This is a genomic window from Paenibacillus sp. S-38 (assembly GCF_049942825.1).
In the GTDB taxonomy this organism is placed as follows: Bacteria; Bacillota; Bacilli; order Paenibacillales; family NBRC-103111; genus Paenibacillus_G.
The window spans coordinates 2,489,774-2,515,766 of the sequence record NZ_CP187970.1 but is presented as its reverse complement, the minus strand read 5'-3'; the positions used below and the strand labels follow the sequence as shown (position 1 = coordinate 2,515,766).

At 60.6% G+C, this 25,993-nt stretch carries 22 protein-coding genes; 5 read left to right on the top strand and 17 right to left on the bottom strand.

The genetic code is table 11. From position 1 onward, the window contains the following. Positions 1-2: 2 nt before the first annotated feature. From ACP26L_RS11625 to aroA, 3 genes are all read right to left on the bottom strand, one after another. Complete coding sequence (locus ACP26L_RS11625) at positions 3-950, bottom strand: carbohydrate ABC transporter permease (RefSeq protein WP_426452679.1); 948 nt, start codon at positions 948-950, stop codon at positions 3-5. Between the two features lie 194 nt (positions 951-1,144). Continuing rightward, positions 1,145-2,203, bottom strand: a complete 1,059-nt coding sequence (aroC, locus tag ACP26L_RS11620; RefSeq protein ID WP_426452678.1) for a chorismate synthase — start codon at positions 2,201-2,203, stop codon at positions 1,145-1,147. Positions 2,204-2,221: 18 nt separating this feature from the next. Next, positions 2,222-3,568 (bottom strand): 3-phosphoshikimate 1-carboxyvinyltransferase, encoded by a 1,347-nt coding sequence (aroA, locus tag ACP26L_RS11615; RefSeq protein ID WP_426452677.1) that lies wholly within the window; start codon positions 3,566-3,568, stop codon positions 2,222-2,224. Positions 3,569-3,752: 184 nt separating this feature from the next. On the opposite strand from aroA, the gene ACP26L_RS11610 reads away from it, so the two are divergent. Further along, positions 3,753-4,655, top strand: a complete 903-nt coding sequence (locus ACP26L_RS11610) for a LysR family transcriptional regulator (RefSeq protein ID WP_426452676.1) — start codon at positions 3,753-3,755, stop codon at positions 4,653-4,655. A 210-nt stretch (positions 4,656-4,865) separates the two neighbouring features. On the opposite strand, the gene ACP26L_RS11605 is transcribed toward ACP26L_RS11610, so the two are convergent. The 4 genes from ACP26L_RS11605 to ACP26L_RS11590 form a co-directional block, all read right to left on the bottom strand. Beyond that, complete coding sequence (locus ACP26L_RS11605) at positions 4,866-6,002, bottom strand: glycoside hydrolase family 88 protein (protein ID WP_426452675.1); 1,137 nt, start codon at positions 6,000-6,002, stop codon at positions 4,866-4,868. A gap of 45 nt (positions 6,003-6,047) precedes the next feature. After that, positions 6,048-7,424: an ABC transporter substrate-binding protein gene (locus ACP26L_RS11600; protein WP_426452674.1), complete on the bottom strand. Its 1,377-nt coding sequence runs from the start codon at positions 7,422-7,424 to the stop codon at positions 6,048-6,050. A 123-nt stretch (positions 7,425-7,547) separates the two neighbouring features. Next, positions 7,548-9,167, bottom strand: a complete 1,620-nt coding sequence (locus tag ACP26L_RS11595; protein WP_426452673.1) for a response regulator transcription factor — start codon at positions 9,165-9,167, stop codon at positions 7,548-7,550. Beyond that, positions 9,142-11,004 carry a cache domain-containing sensor histidine kinase gene (locus ACP26L_RS11590; protein WP_426452672.1) on the bottom strand — a complete coding sequence of 621 codons (1,863 nt, stop codon included), beginning with the start codon at positions 11,002-11,004 and terminating at the stop codon, positions 9,142-9,144. The genes ACP26L_RS11595 and ACP26L_RS11590 overlap by 26 nt, the downstream gene beginning before the upstream one ends. A gap of 233 nt (positions 11,005-11,237) precedes the next feature. On the opposite strand from ACP26L_RS11590, the gene ACP26L_RS11585 reads away from it, so the two are divergent. After that, entirely contained in the window at positions 11,238-13,115 is a 1,878-nt protein-coding gene (locus tag ACP26L_RS11585) for a DUF2264 domain-containing protein (RefSeq protein ID WP_426452671.1), read from the top strand. 270 nt (positions 13,116-13,385) lie between these two features. On the opposite strand, the gene ACP26L_RS11580 is transcribed toward ACP26L_RS11585, so the two are convergent. The 4 genes from ACP26L_RS11580 to ACP26L_RS11565 form a co-directional block, all read right to left on the bottom strand. Then, on the bottom strand, positions 13,386-13,610 hold the full coding sequence (locus tag ACP26L_RS11580; RefSeq protein ID WP_426452670.1) for a hypothetical protein: 225 nt from the start codon (positions 13,608-13,610) through the stop codon (positions 13,386-13,388). Between the two features lie 94 nt (positions 13,611-13,704). Continuing rightward, the gene (locus tag ACP26L_RS11575) at positions 13,705-14,448 is read right to left on the bottom strand and encodes a hypothetical protein (protein WP_426452669.1); all 744 of its coding nucleotides are present in this window, start codon (positions 14,446-14,448) and stop codon (positions 13,705-13,707) included. A 98-nt stretch (positions 14,449-14,546) separates the two neighbouring features. Next, positions 14,547-14,741, bottom strand: coding sequence for a hypothetical protein (locus tag ACP26L_RS11570; protein ID WP_426452668.1), 195 nt, complete (start codon positions 14,739-14,741; stop codon positions 14,547-14,549). 134 nt (positions 14,742-14,875) lie between these two features. Further along, positions 14,876-15,376 carry a DinB family protein gene (locus ACP26L_RS11565; protein ID WP_426452667.1) on the bottom strand — a complete coding sequence of 167 codons (501 nt, stop codon included), beginning with the start codon at positions 15,374-15,376 and terminating at the stop codon, positions 14,876-14,878. Between the two features lie 184 nt (positions 15,377-15,560). Between ACP26L_RS11565 and ACP26L_RS11560 the strand changes: the two genes are divergently transcribed. The 3 genes from ACP26L_RS11560 to ACP26L_RS11550 are packed head-to-tail and all read left to right on the top strand — an operon-like array spanning position 15,561 to position 19,507. Further along, positions 15,561-16,673, top strand: a complete 1,113-nt coding sequence (locus tag ACP26L_RS11560; RefSeq protein ID WP_426452666.1) for a GerAB/ArcD/ProY family transporter — start codon at positions 15,561-15,563, stop codon at positions 16,671-16,673. A gap of 21 nt (positions 16,674-16,694) precedes the next feature. Continuing rightward, the gene (locus tag ACP26L_RS11555; RefSeq protein WP_426452665.1) at positions 16,695-18,302 is read left to right on the top strand and encodes a spore germination protein; all 1,608 of its coding nucleotides are present in this window, start codon (positions 16,695-16,697) and stop codon (positions 18,300-18,302) included. Continuing rightward, on the top strand, positions 18,299-19,507 hold the full coding sequence (locus ACP26L_RS11550) for a Ger(x)C family spore germination protein (protein ID WP_426452664.1): 1,209 nt from the start codon (positions 18,299-18,301) through the stop codon (positions 19,505-19,507). Before ACP26L_RS11555 ends, ACP26L_RS11550 begins: the two co-directional genes overlap by 4 nt. A gap of 4 nt (positions 19,508-19,511) precedes the next feature. On the opposite strand, the gene ACP26L_RS11545 is transcribed toward ACP26L_RS11550, so the two are convergent. The 6 genes from ACP26L_RS11545 to ACP26L_RS11520 form a co-directional block, all read right to left on the bottom strand. Continuing rightward, on the bottom strand, positions 19,512-19,775 hold the full coding sequence (locus ACP26L_RS11545) for a hypothetical protein (RefSeq protein WP_426452663.1): 264 nt from the start codon (positions 19,773-19,775) through the stop codon (positions 19,512-19,514). Positions 19,776-20,007: 232 nt separating this feature from the next. After that, positions 20,008-20,904 carry a glycoside hydrolase family 43 protein gene (locus ACP26L_RS11540; protein WP_426452662.1) on the bottom strand — a complete coding sequence of 299 codons (897 nt, stop codon included), beginning with the start codon at positions 20,902-20,904 and terminating at the stop codon, positions 20,008-20,010. A gap of 68 nt (positions 20,905-20,972) precedes the next feature. Then, a complete protein-coding gene (locus tag ACP26L_RS11535) occupies positions 20,973-22,628 on the bottom strand; it encodes an MGH1-like glycoside hydrolase domain-containing protein (RefSeq protein WP_426452661.1) in 1,656 nt (551 codons plus the stop codon). Positions 22,629-22,729: 101 nt separating this feature from the next. Continuing rightward, positions 22,730-24,055, bottom strand: coding sequence for an ABC transporter substrate-binding protein (locus ACP26L_RS11530; protein WP_426452660.1), 1,326 nt, complete (start codon positions 24,053-24,055; stop codon positions 22,730-22,732). 51 nt (positions 24,056-24,106) lie between these two features. Next, positions 24,107-24,946 carry a carbohydrate ABC transporter permease gene (locus ACP26L_RS11525; RefSeq protein ID WP_426452659.1) on the bottom strand — a complete coding sequence of 280 codons (840 nt, stop codon included), beginning with the start codon at positions 24,944-24,946 and terminating at the stop codon, positions 24,107-24,109. Positions 24,947-24,950: 4 nt separating this feature from the next. Further along, the gene (locus tag ACP26L_RS11520) at positions 24,951-25,868 is read right to left on the bottom strand and encodes a carbohydrate ABC transporter permease (protein WP_426452658.1); all 918 of its coding nucleotides are present in this window, start codon (positions 25,866-25,868) and stop codon (positions 24,951-24,953) included. Between the last annotated feature and the right edge of the window lie 125 nt (positions 25,869-25,993).

Genomic DNA, 25,993 nt, shown 5'->3' with positions numbered 1-25,993 from the left:
TCCTAGTAGTTAACCCATTTCTTTTGGCCGAACCACTGCAGTACCGTGATGAGCAGCACGCAGAAGAACAAGACAACGGCGACCGAGGAAGCATAGCCTACCCGTAGGTTGACGAACGCCTGATCGTAGAGATACCAGACGAGCATGCTCGTAGACTGCATCGGACCGCCCTTGGTCAGCACGGCGATCAGGTCGAACACCTTGAAGGACGAGATGATCCCGGTAACAAGCAGGAAGAACGAAGTCGGGGAGAGCATCGGCACCGTAATCTTCAGGAACTGCGTCCAGCCGTTCGCTCCGTCGATATCCGCCGCTTCATAGAGATCCTTCGGGATCGACTGCAGGGCAGCCATGTAGACGATCATGTTGTACCCGATCGAGATCCAGACCGAGATCATCATGACCGACGGCAGGGCATATGCCGGGTCCGCAATCCATTTCGGCGGATTGTCGATGCCGATCGACATCAGGAATTGGTTCACCGGTCCGGCGGACGGGTGGAAGAGCACCTGCCACACGATCGCGATCGCCACCACGCTCGAGATGTATGGCATGAAGTACGCTACCTTGAAAAAGCTCTTGAAGTACACATGCTTGTTGATCATGATCGCCAAGGCCAGCGAAACGATCATGTAAATCGGCACGGTGAAGATGAAAATGAAATTGTTCTTAAGGGAGATCCGGAAGCTTTCGTCGGCGAAGAGCTTCTCGAAGTTCGCAAGTCCGGTCCACTTCAGTCCCTTCATACCGGCCACGAAATTCCAGTCGGCAAAGCTGAGGAAGAAGGTCGCGATAATCGGCAGCAGCGTCAGCACGGTCACGCCGATCAGCATCGGGGAGACGAACAGGAGCCCCGCCAGGCTTTCCCTGCGCCGCAGGGCGCTCTTGCTTTTGATCTGCCGGGTTTGTTTGTTCTCCGTCAGGGTTATATTGGAGCTAGTCGTATTCACGGTCGGTCCACCTCTCGCTTCGTATGTCGTCTTGGTATAGTTCATTATAGGGATTCGGAGAGGGGCAACCATAACGTTATTTTGATATGTTCCGCGGCTATTTTGACTTGTTGAGACGGCGGTGAGTTCCTGCAGGCAGACAAAAAAAGCTCCTCCCGGACTCCCATCCGGAGAGAAGCTTAGTACATCCTTCCTTATGCATCCAGCATCGCGGCCTGCCGCTTGTAATGGTCTTCCAATACCAGGCAGGCCATCGCCTCAACAACGGGCACGATTCGCGGGCAGATGCATGGATCATGCCGGCCCTCAGTCCGGATCTCCTGTTCGCTGCCATGCACATTGAGCGTTCGCTGGGGAACCGAGATGGACGATGTCGGTTTGACGCTGATCCGGAAGACGATGTCCTGCCCGGTGCTGATCCCCCCGAGAATGCCGCCCGCATGATTGCTGGTAAAGCCTTCGGCGTTCATCCCGTCGTTATGCTCGCTTCCGAGCATGGAGGCCGCCCCGAAGCCGGCTCCGAATTCGATGCCTTTCACCGCGCCGATGGACAGCATCGCTTTGGCAAGCTCCGCATCCAGCTTATCGAACACCGGCTCCCCGAGTCCGGGCATCACTCCGCGGATCCGGCATTCGACGATGCCCCCGCAGCTGTCGCCGCGCGAAGCCAATTCCTCAATCCTCTGAATCATCTCGGCTGCCGCTCCAGGATCGCAGGCGCGGACCGCGTTGTGTTCGATGACTTCCTCCTGAAACGTTCGGCAAGCAATCCCCCCGATCTCCCGGGTATACGCCAGCACCTGCACGCCCCTTCTCTCCAGCAGCTTCCGGGCTACCGCCCCTCCGGCTACACGGGCTGCAGTTTCTCTTCCTGACGCCCGCCCGCTGCCCCGGTGGTCCCGGAGACCGTACTTCTTCAGGTAAGTATAATCGGCATGACCCGGGCGGAACGCCTGCTGAATATCGCTGTAAGCCTCCGGCCTCATATCGTGGTTATTCAAGATGACCATGAGCGGTGTACCGGTGGTTTTGCCCTCGAATACGCCCGATAAGATCCGGACGATATCATATTCCTTACGGGGCGTAGTCACGGACGATTGGCCGGGCTTTCTCCGGTCCATCTGTACCTGAATATAGGCTTCGTCGATCTCTACCCCGGGCGTCACGCCGTCCACGATCACACCGACAGCCGCGCCGTGGGACTCCCCGAAGGTCGTTATTCTGAATCGTTCGCCGAACGTATTGCCTGCCATAGGTGATGAGCCTCCCCGTCAGTATTCAATCCCTACCCCCAGCCCCGACAGCTGGTCAAAATAACCCGGACACGTCTTGGAGACGCAGCCCGGATCCGTTATGCGGATGCCGTGAACCCTCAGACCGATCAGGGAAAGGGCCATCGCCATCCGGTGGTCGTCATGCGAATCGAGCAAAGCCGGCACCGGCGTGCCTGGATAGACGGTCAAGCCGTCGTGATGCTCTTCCACACGGATGCCCAGCTTGCTGAGCTCCGCGCAGATCGCGGAGATGCGGTCGCATTCATGATGCCGGATATGGGCTGCATCCGTCAGCGTAATCGGTCCGTCGGCAAATGGGGCGAGGGCTGCGATCGTCAGCGTCTGATCCGACGACTTCTTCATACTGACCATGAACCCGCCCTTGAGCTGCCCGGTACCCTGCACTTCAACGAAGTTCTCTCCCCGCAGCACCGTACACCCCATACGCTCCAGCACGTCCAGGATTTCGATATCCGGCTGGGTCGTGCTCGCAGCGTCGAGCCCATCGATTCGGACACGGCCTGCAGTCAGCGCGGCCAGGGCCCAGAAGTAACCGCACGTGGAGACGTCCGGTTCGAGCGGGAACGAACGCGCTTGGTATCGGCCGGTCGGAACGGTGATCGTTTGGCCGTCCGCGGAGCCTTCGGCCGTAATGCCGAACGAGGCCATCGTATCGAGCGTCATCCGGACATAGTCTCTCTGTACAACTTCACCCTCGATATGCAGTGTAATGGGCTCCCGGGCATACGGGGCGGCGATGAGCAGCCCGCTGATGAATTGGCTGGATGTTGTGCCCGGCAGCGTCACCTCTCCGCCCCGCAGGCCGTTCGCACGGAGCAGGAACGGCAGACATCGCTCTTTCCCTCCATACTCGAACTCGGCGCCAAGGTGCGTCAGCGCCCCAAGCAGCGGAGCGAGCGGTCTCTCGCTCATCCGCCGGCTTCCTCTCAGGCTCCAGGCTCCACTGCCGGCCGCCAGGGCTCCAGGCAGGAAGCGCGCCACCGTTCCCGCTGCCCCCACGTACAATTCGCCGGACGGATTCGGCCATTTGCCTCCGCAGCCGTCGATATATACGGTCTCCCCCTCGACAGCCACGGGCACACCCAGCTTCGTAAGCGCATCAATGCACCAGTAAGAATCATCGCTTTGCAGAATCCCGTGGAGGGCCGATCTTCCTTTCGCGAGGGCGGCGATGACCAGCGCCCGGTTCGTCAGGCTCTTGCTTCCGGGCACCCGGATCTTTCCGTCGACAGCCGAGCTTGGAGGAACGATCTTCACTTCGGGTTTATCGTTATTCGCCGACCAGGGAGAACGGGCTTCCAGGTCCGGGAGATGAGGAATCATTGGCGTCCACCTCTTTTGTTTTCTTTTCCTGTCTCGATTATAATGAGATCGTTGAAATAGGTGAAATCGGATTTTCGGCACCATGTCATAGAGACGATCTATGCCAAATAAGAGGATCTGTCTCAAGCAAGAAGGTCCATGTTAAATAAAAGGTTCAATATCTTATAGAGAGGATCCGAATCCCATGATGAACCTGGAGTGGTACCGCATCTTTCTGCATACGGCGCGTCAACTCAATCTGACGAAAGCGGCGCAGGAGCTGCACATTACGCAGCCTTCCGTAAGCTATGCCCTGAAGCAGCTCGAAGAGGCGTTAGGCCTGACCTTGTTCCACCGGCTCCCCAAAGGCGTGGAGCTGACGGAAGAGGGCCGAGCGCTGCTGGGCTACGTGGAGCAGTCGTTCGCTGTACTGGACTCCGCACAGAAGCATCTCCAGAACCTGAAGCAGCTCAGCGAGGGGGAGATCCGGATCGGGGCCAGCGATTCGCTGATCAAGCATCTGCTGCTGCCGCAGCTGAACGCGTTCCACAAGGACTATCCGGGTATCCGGATCCGACTGTCGCACGGCAGGACGCCTGACATCACCCGGCGCCTCAAGGAAGGCGAGATCGATTGCGCTCTGGTGCACATGCCGATGGACGACCCCCAGCTGAATATCCGGACGCTGGCCGTGCTTGAAGATTGCTTCGTCGTCGGAGAAGCCTATCAAGCGCATGCGGAGCGTCCCCTCACGGCCAAGGAGCTGGCGGAGCTGCCGCTGATCCTGTTGTCTCCGGGGAGCAGCACGAGAGTATTCGTGGAGCAGTGGTTCGCTGCCAGAGGGCTGACGGTGAAACCGGATATCGAACTCGGAAGCATCGACCTGCTGGCGGAATTCGCCAAGCTTGGCTACGGTGCGGCATTCATCAGCCGATCTTTCGTGCAGGAGGAGCTTCGGGACGGCAAGCTCCGGGAATTGCGGCTGGAGGACCCGCTCCCCGCACGAAGCATAGGCTTTGCCGTGAGGCGGGACAGGAAGCTGTCGGCAGCGGCGGAGGGGTTTGTCCGCATGCTGCAGGACGGGCATGGCCAACCCCGGCCAACGTAAGAACAACGCTTGTGGCATCCGCCAGCAGAATAATTTCTTTAATTCTATAATGTAAAAAAACCGTCCGGGTTCCGGACGGTCCAGCATGCCGGCCAAGTCCACGGGACTTGGCCGGCACACTTATTGGGTAAACGGCGATTCTCACTCTTCTCACTGCGGCAAATCAGTTTAAACCGGCTGAGCATGAGTCCCCCACTTATATGAAGAGAACTACCAGAACAGCTCCCGGTATCCCGCCAGCCGTGCCAGACCTTCGGCAAAATAATAATCGCCGTAGATCAGCGGCACATCGATATTCTTCCCTTCCGGGAAATGGGAGGTGCCGTGCAGGATCAGACCCTCTTCCGCTTCGTTATCCCACGCGCCGTAATTCGCATACAGCGAATGCAGGATACGCTCTCCGGCCGAGCGGTACAGCTCCGACTCCCGGCCGTCCACCTGCTCGGCAAGCAGCAGCAGGCCGCAGGCCGCGCAGGCGCCGGCCGAGGAATCGCGGTAAGCGGGAACGCCTTCCGGCAGGCGGAAATCCCAATGGGGCACGCTGTCCTCCGGCAGGTTCGCCAGGAAGAAGTGCGCCGCGCGCTTGGCCGCATGCAGGTAAGCCTCATTCTGCGTATGCCGGTAGCTGAGGCTCATCCCGTAGATGGCCCAGGCGGTTCCCCGGGACCATGCCGATTCCGGAGCGTAGCCCTGCCCGCCGTTTACCTCGAGCTTCTCCCCGGTCTCCGGGTCGAAGATGACGATATGATTCGCCGACCCGTCCGGCCGGATGAAGTGCTCCACGGCCATGTCCGCATGGCGGACCGCGATATGCTTGTAGCGCGGGTCCCCCGTGACGGACGAAGCCCAGTGGAGCAGCGGCAGATTCATCATGCAGTCGATGATCGCCCAGCCGGCATTCTGCTCGCCTTCCCGCCAAGGGTTCCACGCGCGGATGTAGCCGCCCTGCACGTTGAACCGCGCTGCGAGCAAATTGGCGGCGAGAAGCGCGCGCCGCTTCGAATCTTCGGCTCCGAGCAGCTTGTAGCGGGCCACACTGGTCAGCGTCCACATGAAGCCGATATCATGATCGAGCTTATAATAATCCATGATGACCTGGTCCAGCTGCCGCTCGCAGGACTCCGCCAGCTCCCGCAGCTCCGCATTCTGTGTATCGCGGTAAACAAGCCACAGCAGGCCCGGCCAGAATCCGGCAGTCCACCAGGAGGCCGGCTCCAGCTTGTACTCCCCCTGCACAGAGGCATGGGGGAACCGGTCCCCAATGCGGCCGCTGATTCTTGTGACTTTGGCTGCCGTCCGGCTCCACGCCTCCTGTACCCAATCCGGCTCTCTTTTCGTCCCGTTCATGTCCTCATCTCCCTTGGTATTTCTCTTAGCCGCACTTGCAGCTCTCTACTTCCTATTGGATTCGATCATCTTCCGCGTCCGGATCCGGGCGTTAGAGATCATCTCATCGACGGTCTGTTTGTCCAGCATAAGCTTCTCGAATTCCTCATTGATCACCCGGTACACGTCGGCCTGGAAGGAGGACGGCGTCACGTGATTCGGCGCTTTGGCCCCTGCGAGCACGGCCTTCACGGAAGCCGTGTCAACAAGCTCCGGAGCCCTGCTCCCCGCCGCAATGGAATCGATCGTCTTCTCCAGAACCCCGCTGTCCACCCCGGTCCACGAGGGAATAAACTTCCCCTGCTCGAGTATCCCTTCGGTCGTATAATAACGGATGAACCGGTACGCCTCTTCCTTGTGCTTCGAATTCGCGGCCACGGCCATGAAGTCCGTCGTCACGATCGTGTATCCGCCGGGATCCGAGTCCTTATTCTTCGGGTAAGGCGCGGCCGCCACGCGAAAGTTCAGCGGGAACGCTTCCGTGCCGCCGATCTCCGAGTTCATCCAGCTTCCGATCACGATCATGCTCGCCGACCCGCCAAAGAACTGGGGCCGGTAATGCAGCTTTCTGGCAATGGCATCGATATAGGGCGTCGACGATCCGTCCACCTTCTCCATACGGTACCGCATTTCGATGGACCGGCGGAACAGGGGGCTGTCCAGATTGGATGTGCCGTCCGCCCGCAGATAATCGGAATGCTCCGGCTGGTTCGCCAGGGCCAGCCGGGTGTATTCCGCCCAGCCGTCCCCCCGCGGCCCATGCATGTAAGTGCCGTACCGCCGCTCCGCGCCTTCCCCCCGGGTCAGCTTCTTCGCGTAAGCCATGAAGTCGTCCCACGTCCAATCGGCCGGCACTTCCAGGCCCGCTTCGTCCAGGTGATCCTTGTTCAGCAGGACATACCATGGGTTGAACTTGCCCGGCAGCGCGTACACCTTCCCGCCCAGCGCCGTATCCACCTTGTATTCCTCGCCGATCCGGTAGCCCTCCGCCCGGATATACTCATCCAGCGGGGCGGCCATGCCCAAGGCGACCCGCTGCGCATACATGGCGGGCTCGCTGAACATGAGCACATCCATCGCTTCGCCGGAAGCCGCCGCGAGATCCAGCCGCTTCGCATACTCCTGCGTGTCCCCGTTCTCGCTGAGGTTCACGGACCGGACACGGATATCCGGGTGCTTCGCCTCGAAGGAGGAAATCACCCTCCCCCAGGCCTGCTGCTCTTCGCTTCCGGCGGTATAGAAGGCAATCGTCACTGGTTCCCGCTGCGCCCCTCCAGCGCTCTCCGTGTCCGCTCCGCTCCCGGGCGTACATCCGGCGAGCAGGCTGAGCGCTGCGGCCCAGACCATCCGCCGGCTCTGTCTCATCCATGCTGTAATTGTCATATCTGCCCCTTCGGCGTACAGCCGGAGCCCCTCCCCCGGCACACCCGCTCAGTATAGCAAGCCGGCACTGCGGCGCAATAACGCTATATTGACTTCTCCCGCCGTTATTTTGACGATCCGCCGCTAGGCTTTGACCGTGGAGGTTCCCCGGTATTCCTGCGGCGTGACCCCCGCTGCCGTCTTGAACATTTTGATAAAATAACTGTGGTTGTCATAGCCGAGCGCCTCGCAGATCTTCGCCACGGACAGGTTCGTTCCGTCAAGCAGCTCCTTCGCCCGATTCACCTTGGCCCGGTTCACGTACTCGATGAAGGTCTCCCCCGTCTCTTTCTTGAACAGCCGGCTGAAGTAGCTCGGATTCATGTACAGGTGCTCGGCCACCTCGTCGAGCGAGATTTTGCGGTTCAGATGCTGCGAAACATACTGGCAGGCATCAAGCACCTCCGTCCGCTTGCTGAGCACCTTGGCGTCCTGAGCCGCGACGAGCGAGGATTCGAAGAATCCGTTCACCCAGGCTTCGATCTCGTCAAGCGTATCCATCTCGAGAAGCTCCCGGTGCAGAATCTCCACCGAATAATGATTGCGGAACAGCTGCATCGACTGCAGCTTCAGCTTCAGATCCAGCACCAGCTTTAGCACCCAATCCTTGACCGTCTCCGGACGGAACCGCTCCGACCGCACGAACCCCGTCCAATGGGCGAGAACCGGCTCCACCGTCGCCGCGCTGCCTTCCATCAGAATCCCGCGGAAGCCGCTCGCCGCCTCGTCATAGTAGGAGAACAGATCCGCTTCCGAGAAGGTCAGCTTCTCCTTCTTCTCGATCGACTGCTGCCGCATATAGAAGCGCTGGCCGGATGAGCCGAGCAGTCCCATCATCTCCTTCTTCAGCCCCGCCGGATCCCCGCAGGTGCGGCCGATGATGAAGGACAATTTGAGCTTCAACGCCGCGTAGACCGTGGACTGCACCTTCGTCAGCAGCTTGACCGCCTCGTCGTACGGATTCGTTTTGATGCCGCCCTGCGAAGGTATCAGGATGAAGGAGCGGAGCACGTCATAGGTGAAGTTCACCGCCTCCTTCGCCTTCTCCCGCAGAATTTCTTCAAGAATGTTATTGACCGCAAAACGCAGCACGTCATCGGTAACGAACCGCTGCCGCGCCAGGCGCTGATCATCGATATAGCATGCCACCGGCAGACATACCCGATCCTGCAGGGAGATCCCGAAGGTCTCCGCCTCCTGGCGCCAGGCCCCCCCGTCGAGGATCGGCTCGTGAATCGTCGCACGGATGAAGCTCTCCTTATGGCGCTCCCGGTTGCGGTCAAGGATCTGCCTCAGCTGCTTCTGCCGTTCGGCCCCCTGCCGCTCTTCGTCTAGCGAGGCCTTGAACTGGGCAAGCAGCCTCTCCATGTCCTCCGGATCGAGCGTATCCTTAAGCAGGTAATCCTGCACGTTCAGCTTCATCGCCTGCTGGGCATAGTGAAATTCACTGTGACAGGAGAGAATCGCGAAGCGCGTCCGCGGCTCAAGCTCCTTCAGGGCCCGGATCAGCTCCAGGCCGTTCATGCGCGGCATGCCGATGTCCGTCACGACAATATCGGGAAGCTGCTTCTGCGCCGCCTCCAGCGCCACCGCCCCGTTCTCATAGGTGCCGGTCAGCGTCAGCCCGAGCCTCTCCCACTGGATGGTGTTCGCCAGAAATTCCAGCACCGGGTAATCATCATCCACCAGCATGACCTTGTACATACGGCTCCGCCTCCTCCTGCTTCGGAATATACATCGTGATGACCGTGCCCTCTCCCTCCCGGCTGTCGATCTCCATCCGGAAGCGTTCCCCGAAGGTCATCCGCATCCGTTCGCTCACATTGACCAGGCCGATGGAGGAGAAGCCTTTCTTGTCCGGCTCGGGCGTCTCCTCCGCCTGCTGGACAGCCAGCCGCCGGCGCAGCTTCTCGAGGGTCTCGGCATCCATCCCCTGGCCGTTATCCCGGACACCGATGCGGATGAAGCCCGCCTCCTCCAGCTGCGCCTGTACGCGGACCGTACCGGCCTGCTGATTCAGGCCGTGGATCAGGGCGTTCTCGATCAGCGGCTGCAGGAAGAAGCGCGGCACCCGCTCCAGATAGACGTCCGGCGCGATGTCCACCTCGAGGACCACGGTTTCCTTTTGGCGCATATTCATCAGCTTCATGTAATCGATCACCGTCTCCACCTCGTCGTGGAGCGGGATGCTTCCCTTGTCCTGGATCGTCATCCGCAGCAGCTTGGAGAGCGAAGCGATCATCTCCGCACTCTCCCGGTCTCCGCGCCCGAGCACCTTCATCCGGATCGAATTCAGCACGTTGAACAGGAAGTGCGGATTGATCTGCGCCTGCAGCATGCTCAGCTCCGCCTTCCGCTTGCGCGCCTGAGTCTCCGTAATCTCCTCGATCATATGGGAGATGCGCTCGAGCATGCCGTCGAACGATTTGCCGAGGCGGCCGATCTCATCCATGCCACGGATCGACGAGCGGACCGAGAGATCCCCCTTCTGCACTTCCACGGCCACCTTGTCCAGCTTCACCAGCGGCTTGGTGAACGCCCGCAGCGCCACCATCAGGAGCAGGAAGAAGAGCACGAAGGAGATCAGCTGGAACAGGAACACGTTCTGAAAAATCGCATTGATCTTGGTCACGGCCGTGCGGTACGGCGTCAGGGAAACCAGCTTCCAGCCGTTGACGCCGAAGGAGATCGGATGCTCCGAGATCAGGTAGTCAGTCCCGTCCCGCCGTACGATATCCGGATCCCGCTTCCCCTCCGCCTGCTTCAAATAGGGAAAATCCGCGCCGATGTGTCCCGGGTCCGTATGCGACAGTACCCGGTCGTCCTGGTCGAGAAGCATGACCTCCTGTCCGGCGGCGAGGCGCTCGAAATTCTTGTGAATCCGGCTCTCCATCATCGTGACGACCACATAAGCATAGATCGTGGAATTATCGAAGCTCTGGTTCCTCAGCGCCCGGACCACGGTCAGTTGATACGGGCTTCTCTCCCGCTCCGAGAGGAACTGGGTGGGCAGCGCACCCGCCCAATAGGAATGGAAAGGGCCGTACACCGCATTCGCCTGCTGGAGCCAGGGCTCCTTCAGGAACCGGCCGGGAGCATACTCGTAAGCGGGATAGTTCATAAAATACATCCCGTTCGGCAGCACGATCGTCAGGTAAACGCTGTCTCCGGCCGCCGTCAGGCTCTCGATCTTGTAGCGCACCACGCTCCCGGTGGTGTACTGTTCGTTCGTTAACCGGTCATCCCTGTAAACGGTCTCGTTGAGCTGTTTCAGGGCCATTTTGAGATCGGTGTCTTCCTGGATGAAATTCATGAGGTACGTCATGTATTCCAGCGAATTGGATACATGGCCGTCGATCAGCTCCAGCGTCTGCTTGGCACCCGCCACCGCCTGCTCCTTCACCGCGTCCCGGGTGAGGAGGTTATAGACGACGAGCGTAACCAGAGCCGGGAGCAGAATGCACAAGACCGACACGAGCGTCAGCTTGGTGCGAAATGATGTAATCGAGAACAGCCGGTGCCTTCGCCCAAACGGAGCCACTTCTCTCGCCTTCCTTCTCTTCGGTGACGCATCCGGAGGAGCTGCATGCTCCCCCCGGTGCGGTGACATAGGTTCATTATAGGTCAAAGGCCGGGGGGACGATAACGTTATTTTGACATCTCTTCTTCTTATTTTGACTACTTGGGGAAAGTCCGATGCACCGGGAACAAAATGCGCTATAATCGAGGCAGTTTTCAGGAAGACGAACGACGGGAAGGAAGGGAATAACGATCATGAAACCACTGCCAATCGCGGGCAATCCGCTGGTGACAAGAGAAGACCTGGTCCTGGCCTTCAGGCAGCTCAGCAGCCCCTTACAGCCTTATTACAGTCCGGGCTCGGCCCGGCTCGAGCTGGGCGGTACATCTGCAAGCTATTCCAGGGAAGTCGCCGGCTACGAAGGCTTCTCCCGTGTACTCTGGGGGCTGGTGCCGCTGCTGGCGGGCGGGGAAACCAGCGAGCTGCTGGAGACCGTGCTGGAAGGCATCTGCAGCGGCACGAATCCGGAGCACGAAGAGTACTGGGGGACCGTCCTCGACTATGACCAGAAATCCGTGGAGATGGCCGCCTTCGGCCTCGCCCTGGCGCTGGTCCCGGAGCTGCTGCGGGAGAAGCTGACCGGAGAGGAGCTGGAGCGGCTGGCCGCCTGGCTCCGGCAGATCAACGGACGGAAGCTGTGGGACTGCAACTGGCTGTTCTTCCGCGTCCTGGTCCAGATCGGCTTCCGCAAGGCGGGCCTTCCGTATGACGCCGCATTGACCGGACAGACGCTGGACGAGATCGAGCGCTTCTATCTCGGGGACGGCTGGTATGCCGACGGCGTAGGCGGCCACAGCGATTATTACGTCCCGTTCGCCATCCATTACTACGGGCTCGTCTATGCCAAGCTGATGGAATCGGAGGACCCGGAGCGCTCCCGCCTGTACAAAGAGCGTGCCGCCCTGTTCGCCCGCCGGTTCATCCACTGGTTCGCTGAGGACGGTTCGGCGCTGCCGTACGGCCGAAGCCTTGCCTACCGGTTCTCCCAGTCCGCGTTCTGGAGCGCGCTGGTGTTCGCCGGGGTGGAGCCGTTCCCTGTCGGCGTCACCAAGGGCATCATCCTGCGGAATCTGCGCTGGTGGTTCGCCCAGCCGATCTTCGCCCCGGACGGAACGCTGACGATCGGTTATGCATACCCGAACCTCGTCATGGCCGAGAATTACAATGCCCCCGGCTCGCCGTATTGGGCGCTGAAGACGTTCCTGCCGCTGGCGCTGCCGGCGGAGCATCCGTTCTGGACCGCCGAGGAGCTGCCGCTGCCGGAGCCGGACGAGAGCCTCGCCGTACAGCAGGCGCCCCATCTGGTCTTCCGCCGCGCGGACAGCGGGACGGTGCCCCACGTGCTTGCCTTCAATTCGGGGCACGGGTCGTCGAACGAGCACACGCATACGTCCGCCAAGTACGAGAAGTTCGTGTACTCCACCCTCTTCGGCTTCAGCGTGCCGCGGGCCGAGTGGGGACTTGCCCAGGGAGCGTTCGATTCCATGCTGGCGCTGAGCGAGGGCGATAACCTGTACCGCGTGAAGCGCCGGTGCGAGGAGACGCGGATCGCGGGCGACGGTCTGATCTACGCGCTGTGGAAGCCATGGGCGGATGTCGAGGTGCATACCTGGCTCGTGCCCGGGACCCCTTGGCATATCCGGGTTCACGGCATCCGCACCGCCCGCACGCTGGATGCGGCCGAAGGCGGGTTCGCGCTCGGGATCGAGCGAAGCGGAGCCCCGGCCGGACCGGTGGATACGGCGGTGCGGGAGGATGCCGCGTATGCGGCGTTCGCCGGCACCGCCAGCGGCATCCTGCGGATGTACGGCAGCGGCAACGCCGAGCTCATCCAGCCGAACGCGAACACGAACCTGCTGCACCCCCGCACGGTGATCCCGACGATCCGGACCCGGATAGAGCCCGGCGTGACCTGGCTCGCGTCGGCCGTCTACGGTGAAGGCGGCGTCAGCGGCGGCGCGGGGGGCTGGGAGTCGGCGCCGGTGGTGAGTATGGCCGGCGGCGAGCTGGTGATTCATGCTGGCGCGGACGGCTCCGGCGAGCCGCTGCTGCGCAGGCGGCTGGAGCTGTGAGATCAGCCGGCATGTAGACCACTGGGCGGAGAGGCAGCAAGCGGGCGGCATCCGGCCTGGATGCTGATTGATAAGCTCGCCTGCGGCGGTAGTGTCCGATGACAGAAGGGCATCCCCGGCGCTGGAGCATTCCCGCAAAGGCCCTTTGAGCCCGTGCACTTCGCCAAAGGCTCCGTCGCATGCGGAGGGATCGTCAATAAAAATCAGGCTGCCCGGCGGGCAGCCTGATTTTTCTCATGGGATCGACATAGGGTGGGCTCATGCTCCGGCTTAGTCTCCGAGGCGCTCGCACTCTTCCTCAAGGGCGCCTGCCGCTCTGCTTGCGCTGAGCGTGTCGCCCGTTTCATAAGCCTGCGTCACCGCCGCTCTTGCATGGCGGATCGAGTTGTCCGCCTGCTCGATCAGCTGATCTGTCGGATGCTCTACCGCTTGGGATACGGCATTATGGGCATGCTGCACCGCGTTGTCCGCCTGATTGGTTTTTTGGTTTGCCATAGTCTGCACCTCCCCCCTGTTTGGAACCCGTTTTAATATGGGGTTTTCCAAACGGGCTTATGCATCTCTGACCGTGTCCGGCCCCTGAGCAGCCTCAGTCGTACTTGGACGCCGGCCGGGTCGAGATCTCGAACTGGAAGAGCACCGGCGTATCGTTCTGCGCCGTGATGGAGTACCACGTGCCGCTCGTCGGAATCGTGATGCCGAGCGCCCCGCTCGCCCTCGATACATCGTCGGAGAACGTATCGAGCTCCCGGGCTTCCACATCGAAGAGCATGCCGACGGTCTGGCCATCCGTCAGGTAGTACTTGGAATCATGCAGCACATAGTCGGGATAGATGTCGTGTGGATAGGAGGCGCTGCTCGAGATGTTGTACTGCCCTGTGGAAGAAGGATAGTAGAAGGTCTGGGAGCCTAGCTTCACCCGGAAGCGCCATTCGTCGGTCCCCGACTCGTTATTGCCGAGCACACTGATGCGCTTCAGCTTCACCGTGACCATCGTGCAGGCGCAGTAGCCGTCACCGAGCGATGCCGTATCCCCCGGCTGCACCGGCTTCAGCCGCTCCAGCCACTGGACGCCGGGGGCCGTCAGATCCACCGCCGGCGCGTTCGTTTCGATCTTCGGCGGCTTCGGCTTCTCCGCCTTTGCCTTGTGCCTGCCCTGCGCCCCCGGGGCATCGTCGTCGGCATCATCGTCGATGAAGCCCGCCTGGTTCACGGGCTTCGCGGGTGCTTCCTCCGGTGCTGTGCCCGGCTTCTCTACCGATGGCGCCGCCGATACGCTGCCGGCCAGCAGTACTGCACTCAGGGCGGCGAGGGCCACGATCCGTTTGATCATCCCAATCACTCCTTCAAGAATACGTTCATGGAGTAATCGTACGGTTTGCGCGCGCAAGTGACCAGTGACCCCCGTCATCCCCGGGGTCATGCACTCGGTCATGCCTGCCGGTATGCCTCCGGTCCTGATGCTTCCACGAAACGAGCCACCCGGGAATCGACTGCGGTCCGATCTCCGGGACCTTCTGCCTGCGCAGCGGATGATGCCAGCCGGGCCTTGGTTTCCTTCGTCAAGTCGGTGAAGGTTTGAATCCGCCGGTCACTCTTGGGGTCACTCTCCTGATGCAGGATCATACCCGTGGCAAATATCATGCTTTCCTTCGCGCGCTGCTGCGCCCCACCGATTTAGGAATCTTCTGCTGTCCGGGACCTTCTTGTGCCCTACGCAAAACAGGCAGGGATTCTCGGCATCCCTGCCCGCCAACGCATCAGACCAATGGAACCATGCCCTGCTCGATCCAAGTTTCCCGGGTCGGGCCGTAGATATCCGGCACCCGCAGACCCGACTGCCGCATCAGCACCGTCATCTGGCCCCTATGGTGTACCTCATGCTGGATCACGATCCGCAGGGTCAGCCCGTTGGGCCACTGCTCCCCGTACATATCCACGAGCGTGGAGAGATCCGCATCGGTCCACTGGGCTTGTACGGCTGCCAGCATGGAAGCGGATGCCTTGCGGTACGTATCGGCAATGAAGGCTGCGGAGGCCGGAGCCTGCTCCTCCCCTTCCGGCGCCGGGAATTCGAGTCCCGTACGCGAGAGCATCTCATGGATCGTGGTGGCGATGTGCCATCCGATCTGGCCCAGGGAGCGGTAGTCCGGCGCAATCCTCTGCTGAAGGGAGCTGTCGGTAAGCGCATCCAGGATACGCTGGGTGGAAGCGGATTCATTCTGCCATGAAGCGGCGAATTCAGACACAGTCTTAAACATAAAGTGGATAACCTCCTAATAGATGGTTGCGGGTCCCAAACCCGTATATGTCCCCATCTTACAACGGCAACCCTGACAGCCTTATGTCAGCGATGGTTCGGCGGACAAATATTTCTTGGGCGGATGTGGAAGGATAGTAAGGAACTTCTTCACCGGAACGTGCTACAGGAAAGGGACGCAGGACATGCTCAATAAGTCGGTGATTTCTCCGAACCAGCTGCTGGCCATGATCATTCTCTTCGAGTTCGGCACCGCTCTGGTCATCCCGATCGGAGGGCAGACCAACCAGGGAGTTTGGCTGTCCATCTGGGTCGCACTGCCCGGGGGGCTGCTCATCTACCTCATGTTCGATTACCTGCTGCGCCAATACCCGAATATGATTCCGAGCGAATACATGGCCGTCCTGCTAGGGCGCTATCTCGCCTGGCCGCTTTCTCTGCTGTACATGCTGCACTTCCTGTATATCGCCTCCCGGAATCTCAGGGAAGCCGGGGACCTCTTGATCGCGTCCTCGTATGACCAGACGCCGACCGTGGTGATGCACCTCGCCATGATCATCGCCGCGGTCTATGTCCTGCAGAAGGGGGTCGAGGTCTTTTTCCGCTTGGCCCAGATCTACCTGATCATCATGATCTGCGCAGGAGGGCTCGGCAATCTCGTCATCCTGTTCTCTGGGCAGATCGACCCTGCGAATCTTCAGCCGATCACCGGCGAGGGCTGGCGGACGGTCCTGGGTGCCGCCTATCCGTATATCCTCATGTTTCCCTTCGCCGAGGTCGCCGCATTCGGTACGGTGCTGCCCCGGCTGAACCATGTCCGGATGGCGAGAAAGACGGGAATCCTGGCCCTGGTCCTCAGTGCCGTCGGGCTGAGCATCACCCATGCCGTCGAAATGTCCGTGCTCGGCTCGGACCTGTATTCCCGCTCGACCTTCCCGTTATTCACCACGATCGGACTGGTCGAGATCGCGGACTTTCTGCAGCGGCTCGATGCGCTCGTACTGCTAACGCTGATCATCGGCGTTTTTTTCAAAATGTCCATGTACATCTACAGCGCTATGGTTACGGCGGCCTATCTGTTCCGGATTGAGGATGAGCGCAGGCTCGCCTATGCTGCAGGAATCACGGTGCTGTTCATGTCCATTCTCATAGCCCCAAACTTCCTGGAACATAAGGAAGAGGGAACGACGCATCTGACCCTAATCTTCCCCGGCTATTCGTTATACCTTCCCGCACTGCTGGTCCTCCTCCACCTGATCCGCAAACGCTTCGGGGGCAAGCACCATTCGAGAACCTAAGGAAAGGCGGTGATCCCAGTCATGTTTCCCTGGAACTTCAAGAACAGCAGCCGGAACACCCGGCGGAGCAGCGGAGAGCCGCCGAGCCCCGAATCCGCCAAGGCAGGGAAGCAGCCGCTGTCCCTCCGGCTTGAGGAGAACCTGGACCGGATCCGGGAGGAGCTCGGGAACAGCCCGGATATTACCATACGGGGCTTTAAGGTGGACGGCTTTGACGTGCAGGCCGCCGCTGTTTATACCGACGGGATCACCGACAAGGCCTTGGTGAGCAACTTCATTCTCCACAGCATCATGTCCTCTTCCCTTGAAAAGAGCGCGAACTCGGGGCCGTCTTCCCTGTTCCGGCATATCAGGGACAGCGCCTTGGCGGTCGGGGAAGTCAGTCCGGCAAGGTACTGGCAGGAGGTGATCCTGGCCATCCTCTCCGGCGATACCGTGCTGCTTGTCGACGGATCGGCGGAAGCGATGGTCTGCGGCACGCGGGGCGGGGAGATGCGGAGCGTGACCGAGCCCTCCTCCCAGGTCGTCATCCGCGGGCCGAAGGACGGCTTCACGGAGTCGATCGCGACCAATGTGGCCTTGGTGCGCCGCCGCATCCGCAGTCCCCACCTGTTTCTCGAGAACATGAAGCTCGGTGCCGTCACCCAGACGGATGTGGCTATTATGTATATCCGGGGACTGGCCAACGACAAGATTGTGGAGGAAGTCCGCCGGCGGCTTCATGCCATTGAGACCGACGCCATTCTGGAATCCGGCTATATCGAGCAGTTCATCGAGGACGATACGTCCACCCTGTTCCCTACGCTCTACAACACCGAGCGCCCGGATTCGATTGCCGGGAATCTGCTCGAAGGCCGAATCGCGGTGTTCGTGGACGGCACGCCGTTCGTGCTCATCGCCCCTACGACCTTCTTCATGTTCTTCCAGTCGACGGAGGATTACTACCAGCGGTTCGAGGTCGCCACGGCGATCCGTGTGCTGAGACATGCCGCCTTCCTGATCTCGCTGTTCGTGCCTTCCATCTATATTGCCGCCATTACGTTCCATCATGAGATGGTGCCTACCCGGCTGCTGATCTCCCTGGCGGCCCAGCGGGAGGGGGTGCCTTTCCCGGCCTTCATAGAAGCCATGATCATGGAAGTTACCTTCGAAATTCTGCGCGAAGCCGGGATCCGGATGCCCCGGGCCATTGGCCAGGCCGTATCGATCGTCGGAGCGCTGGTGCTCGGCCAGGCCGCCGTGGAAGCGGGGATCATCTCGTCTGCGATGGTGATTGTCGTCGCCCTGACGGGGATCTCGAGCTTCTCCACGCCGGCGTACAATCTCTCGCTGTCCATCCGGCTGATCCGCTTCCTCATGATGGCCTGCGCCGGAGTGCTCGGGTTCTACGGCATTATGATCCTGAGCATCATGCTGCTGGCCCATATGTGTTCCCTGCGCTCCTTCGGCATCCCGTATATGACGCCTTACGGTCCCTTCATCCTGCAGGACCAGAAGGATTCCCTTCTCCGGATACCGCTCGGACAGCTCTTCTCACGCCCCCGGCTGGTGAACCAGAACAATATCATCCGGACGGAGCCTTCCCAGCCGGCAGGAAGCTCGCAGGATCATGGAGATCGTTCCTCATGAGACGGCAGCGTACCGCCTTCCTGCTGGCACTGCTGCTTGTCCTGCCGGGCCTCTCCGGCTGCTGGAACTCCCGGGAGCTGAGGGACCTCGCGATCGTGGTCGGCATGGGGATCGACAAGGCCGCGGGGGGAGAAGGATACCGCCTCTCGTTTCAGATCATGAATCCGGGCTCCGCCTCTCTCGGCTCCAAAGGCGGGGGCGGCGGAGATGCCAACACGATCTCCGTCTACTGGGCCGAGGATAAAAGCCTGTTCGGGGCCCTTCGCAAAGCGTCCCAAAAAGTGCCCAGGCAGCTTTTCTTCGCCCATATCCAGCTGCTCGTCATCGGGGAGTCGCTCGCCAAGGAAGGCCTGCGGGAGCTGTTCGACTTCTACGAGCGGAGCCACGAGCTCCGTCTCAATACGCCGGTCCTCGTATCCCGTGGAGTCGATGCCAAGGCCATTCTGAATCTTCTGATGCCCCTGGAGACGAGCTCCGCTCTGGGCAATGCCAAACGGATCCGCAATACGTCGAGGGTATGGGCGCATAATGCCGAGATGGAGGTAACGGATATCATCAAAAGCTTAAACCGTTCCGGAAGCATGCTGATCAGCGGCATCGGGCTCGAGGGCGACCGGAGCAAGGCGGCCTCCAAGGCGAATCTCCAGAAGGTGGAGCTGTCCGCCCATGCGGAGATCAGGGGAATGGCCCTGTTTCGGGACGGCAAATGGGCGGGTTGGGCTGACGGCGGCGAAGCCAGAGGGCTTGTCCGGGTGCTGGACAAAGTAAAGAGCACCATTGTAACGCTCCCCTGCGGCAAGCAGGAGGACGGCATCTCCGTTGAAGTCATCCAATCGAAAACCAAGGTGACGTACAAAATGAAGAACGGCGTCCCGGCATTCCAGATCCGGGTGAAGGAAGAAGGCAACCTGAATGAAATCCGCTGTCCGATGGATCCGAGCCAGAGATCCGAGATCGTAAAGCTGCAGAAGGAATGGGAGGACGGGGCGAAGCGGGAGATCGGGAAGGCGGTGAAGGCGGCGCAAGAGCGGCGGAGCGATTACTTGGGCTTTGACCGGATTGTGGAAAGCACGGATATGAAGACCTGGAAACAAGTGAAGGAGGACTGGCCCTCCCTGTTCACAAAGGCAGAGGTGGAGATCTCGGTCGAAACCTTCATCCGGAGAACCGGCATGAGGGCTGCCCCGTACCTGCTCCCGAAATAGCTCCTTAAGAGGGCTTGGAGGAGCCCCGCTTGGATTTGCCGCTTCCGGCAGCCGACCGGGCCTTCCAGATGGTATAGCCCCCATGAACCGCCGGAAGCGCCAAAAGGAGAATCACGATCACATAGTCGGTCACCGTAAGGACGGAATAGGATTCCCTTAGGAGCATGACAGCGTTGGGCAAGGTCCGGCCGGACACCATGTCTATTATGACCAGATAGAGCAGACCGGCGCCGAATATGCAGAGGGAGACGAACAACACTTTTACCATACAGCCAACTCCCTGCCTCTTGTGATGCTGGTTAGGATTTCCTAAACACCGGTCCGCTAAACAGAAAGGTTGTCCGGTCGGTCTCCGGTACCTAGGCTCGAGTCGGTCGGAAAATCCCGCAGACAGCGGAAAAGCCCTGCAGGGAACAGCCCTGCAGGACTTCAAGACGCTCTCTTATTGGCTTATATTGCATAAGGATAATGGCAGCGATCCCGGAACGGTCAATTTCCCTTCAGCTCCGCCCGCCAAGCACGGTCAGCCGGCCCGCCTTCTCCTCGACGCGGAGGAAGACCGGGCGCTCGTCCGGCGTCCGGTTGGGCGTGTGCACGGTGAGCACGAGCTCCCCCTCCAGGCTGCGGAAGATCATGCCGTGGCCGCCGTCACTGCGGTACAGCGGCTCTGCCTCGTGCAACCAGGGCCCCAGCACGCTGCCGCTGTCGGACCGGGCGGCGCCCAAGGCATAGCGCCCCTCGATAAAGCTGGCCCAGAGCATCAGCAGCTGCCCGCCCCCCGCCTTCCACAGATAGGGCCCGTCCGTAACGTAATTGACGGCGTCCTTGAATCTTTCGTGCACGAACGGAGTGGGCCAAGGCGCTTCAGAGGCCCGGAAGAGCACGACGGGCTCGCCCTCCGCCTGCTTCAGATCCGGCGACAATCTCACCGCGCACACCTGCGCGTCCGAGACCTGCTGCCATTCCCGGCAGAAGACCATCCAGGGCGCTCCGTCCGAGTCGATGAACAAGGTGCCGTCGAGCGAGCTCCACGCCTCGGGCGTCACCGGCCGCTTGCTATGCGGCCGGAAAGGGCCTGTCAGCGCCTCCGACACGAGCACTGCGGTGCCGAGCACCCCGTTATCGCTGCGCCGGAACGTCGCGAACATGTAATAGCGGTCCCGGTAAGCGTAGACCTCAGGCGCCCAGAAGTTGTTCTCGGCGTAGAAGTCCGCCTCCGGCCGGAATACGGGATACGGTCCCTCCCACCGGGCCAGATCGGTGCCAAAATAGACGTCGAAGCCCGTCCCCCGGCCCCAGATGTTCGGGTCGGTGCTGCCGTACATGTAATACCGGCCTTCCGTCGGAATCGCAACGATGAAGGGGTCCCGGATTTGAATCTCCTGATTGCTGCGCATGCGGCTTCCTCCTTGTGGTGCAGCCGCCGGCTGGAGCTTCCCCCGCGTTCCAGCGGCTTGCCCTTTCTTTACGCATAGGCCGGAACGACGACCCCGATGTCGAGCAGGCTGACGGGCCGCCCTCCGTCCAGATGCAGCTGCTCGTTCCCTTTGACCGTCACTCCGATCTCGCTTCCCCTGTAAATGACACTTCCCTCCACGGTCCGAACACTCATGCCGACGAGGGAGAGCAGGTTCCCGCTGCGGTCGGTCACGGCCCGCGTTCCCGCCGGGAATCGAAGATGCTCCTCCCCATCCCGGTAGAGAACAGCCTCCTCCCGCGTATTCACGAGCTCATACGTGACGCCGTCCACGACCCGGCTGTAGGCGGTCGCCTCCGCGACTTCCCGGCCGTGACCCATCGTGTAAGGCACGAGCCCGGTGAACCACAGCTCTCCCCCCGGCGTGGGCAGAATGCCGCAGAGCCGCTCTACGTAATCGAGCAGGCACAGGATCGCCGGCGAGTACGATTCGGTGTAGCCCTCTTCCCCGGTCCAGGGGCTCAGGCACTGGCCGAACCGGGTCATCCGGCTCATCGCGTAGAGGATCGGCTGGAGCACCCACGTCAGCTCCACATGCCGCCCGTGATGCTCGAACGCATGGGGCGCCCGGATCAGGCTCAGGAAGTTCACGGCGCCGGCCCAGGTGTTGTAGCTTGAGAAAGGGTCGAAGCGCGGATCGTCCATCGCCAGCGAGGTGAACGGGTACTTTGCGAAAAACTTGCGCGTGTTGAGCAGATACCTGCGCAGCGCCCCGTCGAAGAAAGCCCGGTCCCCGACCTCGCACGCCAGCACCCGCAGCAGGACGTCGGACTGCACCCGGACGTGCTGCCCGCTGCGGTCCAGATCGTAGAAGAATCCGTCCTCTTCGTGATAGCAGTAACGGAACAGGCTGCGTTCGCTCTCTTCCGCCCGGGCCTTCCAGGCCTGCGCCGTATCTCCGAGCTCCTGGGCGATCCGCGCCAGATAGTGCCGCTGGCAGGCCACATTCGCCGTCAGATCGGGCGCCACAAAGGGAAGGATCGGGGAGTCCGGCCAGCATTCCGTCGGATCTCCCCCGTGCGGCGTGTCTGGCACATGCCAGAAGCGCGGCGACAGATCGTGTCCCGTATCGAAGGTGCAGAACGCTTCGACCCCGCCGGTCCCCCGGGTATTGCGGTAAGCGGCCAGCCAGCCGTCGAACCGCTGCATGGCCCCGTACATGTTGGCTAAGAACTCCCGGTTCCGCCCGTTCAGCAGATAATGGTTCCATACGCTCCTCGCCAGAGGTGTCACCATCTGAATCTGCCTGTAGGATGGGCCGCTGCCCGTGATCTTGTAGGGCATGAGCCCGTCGTCCCTCTGGTAGTCCGCGAACAGCCTGAAGGAGGCCTCGGACACCGACGGGATAAACCGCGAGAGAAGCTCGGCGTTGATCGTCCCCGTGCTCTCCAGCCAGCAGCCCAGGTAGACGCCGCCCTCATGCAGGATGGGCGCTTCCCCGCCGGCCGGCACAATGCAGTCCATCAGCTTGCGCACCGCCGTGTAATAGACCTCCTCGAAGTCCTCCGAGGAAGCGGCGAACTTGACGCCCGAGCACTTCCACTCCCCGAGCACCGCGGCATCCGATTCCTTTTTCAAAGCACCGACTCTCGTCCCTGTATCCGTCTGCCTCAGCCGGTCAAGCAGCCCTTCCCTTATGCTCATTCCAATACTCCCCGCTTTCCTCTCGTGGAAGTTCCCCCGTACCGGCGCAGGGGAGAGGCTGCCCTGCGGCAGCCTCTCCCCTGTTCCACCGGCCCGGCGGTCTACTTGTTGTTGTTGAAAATTTTGACCGTGCCGTTATAGAAGTCCTCGACGCCCTTCTTGACGTCCTTCTTGCCGAAGCCGATCTCCTGCACCGTCGTTTCGGCCAGCTTGGAGAACTCCGTGAAGCCCGGCAGGTTGTAGCTGACCTTCACCGGCTCCTTCTTGCCCGCTTCAGATACCCGGCTCGTGTAGTCGTAGATGATCTGCTCCACCGGATTCGCTTCCTTTTTGAGCAGATCGCGCATGGCCGCCGTCACCGGGACCCCGCGGTCGTTGCCCAGGATTTTGGCCGCATCCGGGTCGTTGATGAAGAAGTTCATGAGCTGAGCGACTTCCTTCGGATGCTTCGTCTTCGCGTAGCCGGAGAGCCCCTGGCTCGATTCGAAGATGACGGCAGTGCCCTTCGGGCCTCTCGGCAGCTGCACCAGGGTCAGCGCATCCTTGGTCAAGTTCTGGTGGGCGACGAGCTGGTTGGAGGAGATGAGCCCCATCGCCGTTTTGCCCGTGACGATCAGGGATTTGCTTGTATCGGCCGGCGGATTCGAGACCTGCTGCTCCGGCGTGACCACGCCGCCCTCCTTGTGCATGCGCTCCCAGTACTGGAACCACTCCTCGATATCCCTAGCCTCGAAGCCCAGGGCGTTGTTCTCCATATCGTAGAGCTGCTTGCCTCTCTGCTTCAGGAAAATATCCATGCCGTCGACCGTGAAGTTATACGTGCCGTAGTAGCCCTTGCCCAGCTTCTCCGCGAGTTCCTTGCTGATCCGGGCATAATCGTCCCAGGTCCATCCGTCCTTCGGGACTTCGATACCGGCCTTCTTGAACAGCTCGGTATTGACGACGATCCCCCGGGCGTTGGCCCCGGCCGAGATGTGCTGCAGCTTGCCCTTGATCGTCCCGTAGTCGATCATGCCCTTATCCATATCGCTCAGATTGAGCTCCTTGCCGACATAAGGCTCGAGTTCAAGCAGCACGCCTTTGTTGGCGTAATCGACGACGTTGCCGCCGAGGAAGAACACGTCCGGCGCCGTGCCGGAAGCCAGCTGCGTGTTGAGCTTGTCGAAGTAACCCGAGCTCGGTGCGAACTCCCCGACCACCTTGATGTTCGGATGCTTCTCTTCGAACTTGCGCAGCGCCTCGTTCGTACGGTCCGCCCGCTTCTGGTCACCCCACCACATGATGCGCAGCTCCACCGCTTCCGTCTTCCCCTGCTCCGCGCTGCCGCTTGTTCCTGCAGCCGCCCCCTGCTCTGCCGTACTGCCGCCGCAGGCAGACAGCGTGCCGGCCAGCATGGCCAGCGTTATCAATCCGTACCGTTTTTTCATCGAGTTTACGCCCCTTTTTCATATTCGGATGGATAAGTCCTGGCCCTCTGCTTACTTGAGCCCCGTTGTCGCGATGCCGTCGAGAAAGTACTTCTGGAACGACAGGAAAATCGTCATGATCGGCAGCAGGGACAGGACCGACATTGCGAGCAGGGCGCCCCAGTTCGATTCCCCCGACGGGTCGAACAGCGACCGGATCCCGAGCTGCACTGTGAACAGCTGCACTTTGTTGAGATAGATCATCTGGCTGAAGAAGTCGTCCCACGACCAGATGAAGGTGAAGATCGCCGTGGTGATCAGCGCCGGCACAAGCAGCGGCCCGATGATGCGGAAGTAGATCTGGGCCTGCGAGCAGCCGTCGATCACCGCACTCTCGTCGAGCTCCTTGGGCAGTCCGCGGATGAACTGGACCATGAGCAGGATAAAGAAGGAATCATGCGCGAGCCACTTCGGAACGATGAGCGGCAGGTACGTGTTGATCCACTCGAACTTGTTATAGAGAATGTACTGCGGTACCAGGGTAACATGGTATGGCAGCATGATCGTGACGAGCATCAGCGAGAACCACACCTTCTTGAAGCGGAATTCCAGCCGGGCGAAGGCGTAGGCCGCCAGTGAGCAGGTAATGACGTTACCGAGCACGGAGAGGATCGAGATCTGGGCCGAATTTGCGAAGAAACGGGCGAACGAGATGCCCTGCAGGCCCTGCCATCCCGCAATATAGTTGGATAGAGTGACCTCCTTCGGCCACAGGCTCGTGTCGGTGAAGATCAATGTATTCGGCTTGAACGAGCTGCTCAGCAGCCACAGCACCGGATAGAGCATCAGGATGCCGAAGGCGATAATCACCGCATGCCTGCCGATCCGGAGGACGGATGCCGCCTGGTTCATGGTTTCATCCCCTTTCCTCCCTGCCGTCCCCGTAGAAGACCCAGTACTTCGAGGTCACGAACACCAGGGCCGTGAAGGCGCCGATAATGGCGAGCATGATCCAGGCCAACGCCGAAGCATAGCCCATATCGAAGAATGAGAACCCTTTCAAATACAGGTACAGCGTGTAAAATAATGTCGAGTCGATCGGCCCGCCCCGGCCGTCGCCGATCACGTAGCCGGGCGTGAACACCTGGAAGGAGTTGATAATGCTCATCACCAGGTTGAAAAACAGCACCGGAGACAGCAGCGGCAGCGTGATCCGGAAGAACTGGCGCACCTTGCCCGCCCCGTCCACTTCGGAAGCCTCGTACAGATCGGCCGGAATCTGCTTCAGTCCCGCCAGGAAAATGACCATGGCCGAGCCGAACTGCCAGACGGAGAGCGTGACGATCGTGTAGATCACATAGAGCGGATTCGCAATCCACGCCGGTCCTTCGATGCCGAAGTTGGCGAGGAAGTGATTGAAGAGCCCGTCGCCGTCGAAGATCTTCTTCCAGACGATCGCAATGGCCACGCTGCCGCCGAGCAGCGACGGGATATAGTAGACCGTCCGGTAGATGCCGAGGGCCCGGATGCCTTTGTTCAGCGCCATGGCCACGAGCAGGGCGAAGATGAGGCGGAGCGGAACCGACAGCAGCACGTACTGGAACGTAATTTTCAAGGACTGCAGGAAGGAAGCGTCATCGGTAAAAATCTGTACATAATTCTGCAGGCCCAGCCATTTGGGCGAATTGAGCAGATTGAATTTTGTCAGCGACAAGTAAAACGAATAGACCATCGGTCCGAGCGTCAGGCAGAAGAAACCGAGCAGCCACGGCAGAAGGAACAGATATGCCGTGCGGTCCTGCCGCCATAGAGCCGGTCTGCGTGCAGATGCCATGTGTACCCTCCCATCCGTAAGTGATGCGTATTTATCTCCTGCAGAGAGAGCCTCTCCCGTTACCCGAACGGGGCCGCAACATCATCATAAGGGATGAGGGCACTTGGAATGAATGCGATTTCTTC

Excerpts from the sequence above, each read along its gene's own strand:
- aroC (WP_426452678.1), bottom strand. The coding sequence starts at position 2,203 with ATGGCAGGCAATACGTTCGGCGAACGATTCAGAATAACGACCTTCGGG.
- aroA (WP_426452677.1), bottom strand. The coding sequence starts at position 3,568 with ATGATTCCTCATCTCCCGGACCTGGAAGCCCGTTCTCCCTGGTCGGCG.
- ACP26L_RS11610 (WP_426452676.1), top strand. The coding sequence starts at position 3,753 with ATGATGAACCTGGAGTGGTACCGCATCTTTCTGCATACGGCGCGTCAA.
- ACP26L_RS11605 (WP_426452675.1), bottom strand. The coding sequence starts at position 6,002 with ATGAACGGGACGAAAAGAGAGCCGGATTGGGTACAGGAGGCGTGGAGC.
- ACP26L_RS11600 (WP_426452674.1), bottom strand. The coding sequence starts at position 7,424 with ATGACAATTACAGCATGGATGAGACAGAGCCGGCGGATGGTCTGGGCC.
- ACP26L_RS11595 (WP_426452673.1), bottom strand. The coding sequence starts at position 9,167 with ATGTACAAGGTCATGCTGGTGGATGATGATTACCCGGTGCTGGAATTT.
- ACP26L_RS11585 (WP_426452671.1), top strand. The coding sequence starts at position 11,238 with ATGAAACCACTGCCAATCGCGGGCAATCCGCTGGTGACAAGAGAAGAC.
- ACP26L_RS11580 (WP_426452670.1), bottom strand. The coding sequence starts at position 13,610 with ATGGCAAACCAAAAAACCAATCAGGCGGACAACGCGGTGCAGCATGCC.
- ACP26L_RS11575 (WP_426452669.1), bottom strand. The coding sequence starts at position 14,448 with ATGATCAAACGGATCGTGGCCCTCGCCGCCCTGAGTGCAGTACTGCTG.
- ACP26L_RS11570 (WP_426452668.1), bottom strand. The coding sequence starts at position 14,741 with ATGATCCTGCATCAGGAGAGTGACCCCAAGAGTGACCGGCGGATTCAA.
- ACP26L_RS11565 (WP_426452667.1), bottom strand. The coding sequence starts at position 15,376 with ATGTTTAAGACTGTGTCTGAATTCGCCGCTTCATGGCAGAATGAATCC.
- ACP26L_RS11560 (WP_426452666.1), top strand. The coding sequence starts at position 15,561 with ATGCTCAATAAGTCGGTGATTTCTCCGAACCAGCTGCTGGCCATGATC.
- ACP26L_RS11555 (WP_426452665.1), top strand. The coding sequence starts at position 16,695 with ATGTTTCCCTGGAACTTCAAGAACAGCAGCCGGAACACCCGGCGGAGC.
- ACP26L_RS11550 (WP_426452664.1), top strand. The coding sequence starts at position 18,299 with ATGAGACGGCAGCGTACCGCCTTCCTGCTGGCACTGCTGCTTGTCCTG.
- ACP26L_RS11545 (WP_426452663.1), bottom strand. The coding sequence starts at position 19,775 with ATGGTAAAAGTGTTGTTCGTCTCCCTCTGCATATTCGGCGCCGGTCTG.
- ACP26L_RS11540 (WP_426452662.1), bottom strand. The coding sequence starts at position 20,904 with ATGCGCAGCAATCAGGAGATTCAAATCCGGGACCCCTTCATCGTTGCG.
- ACP26L_RS11535 (WP_426452661.1), bottom strand. The coding sequence starts at position 22,628 with ATGAGCATAAGGGAAGGGCTGCTTGACCGGCTGAGGCAGACGGATACA.
- ACP26L_RS11530 (WP_426452660.1), bottom strand. The coding sequence starts at position 24,055 with ATGAAAAAACGGTACGGATTGATAACGCTGGCCATGCTGGCCGGCACG.
- ACP26L_RS11525 (WP_426452659.1), bottom strand. The coding sequence starts at position 24,946 with ATGAACCAGGCGGCATCCGTCCTCCGGATCGGCAGGCATGCGGTGATT.
- ACP26L_RS11520 (WP_426452658.1), bottom strand. The coding sequence starts at position 25,868 with ATGGCATCTGCACGCAGACCGGCTCTATGGCGGCAGGACCGCACGGCA.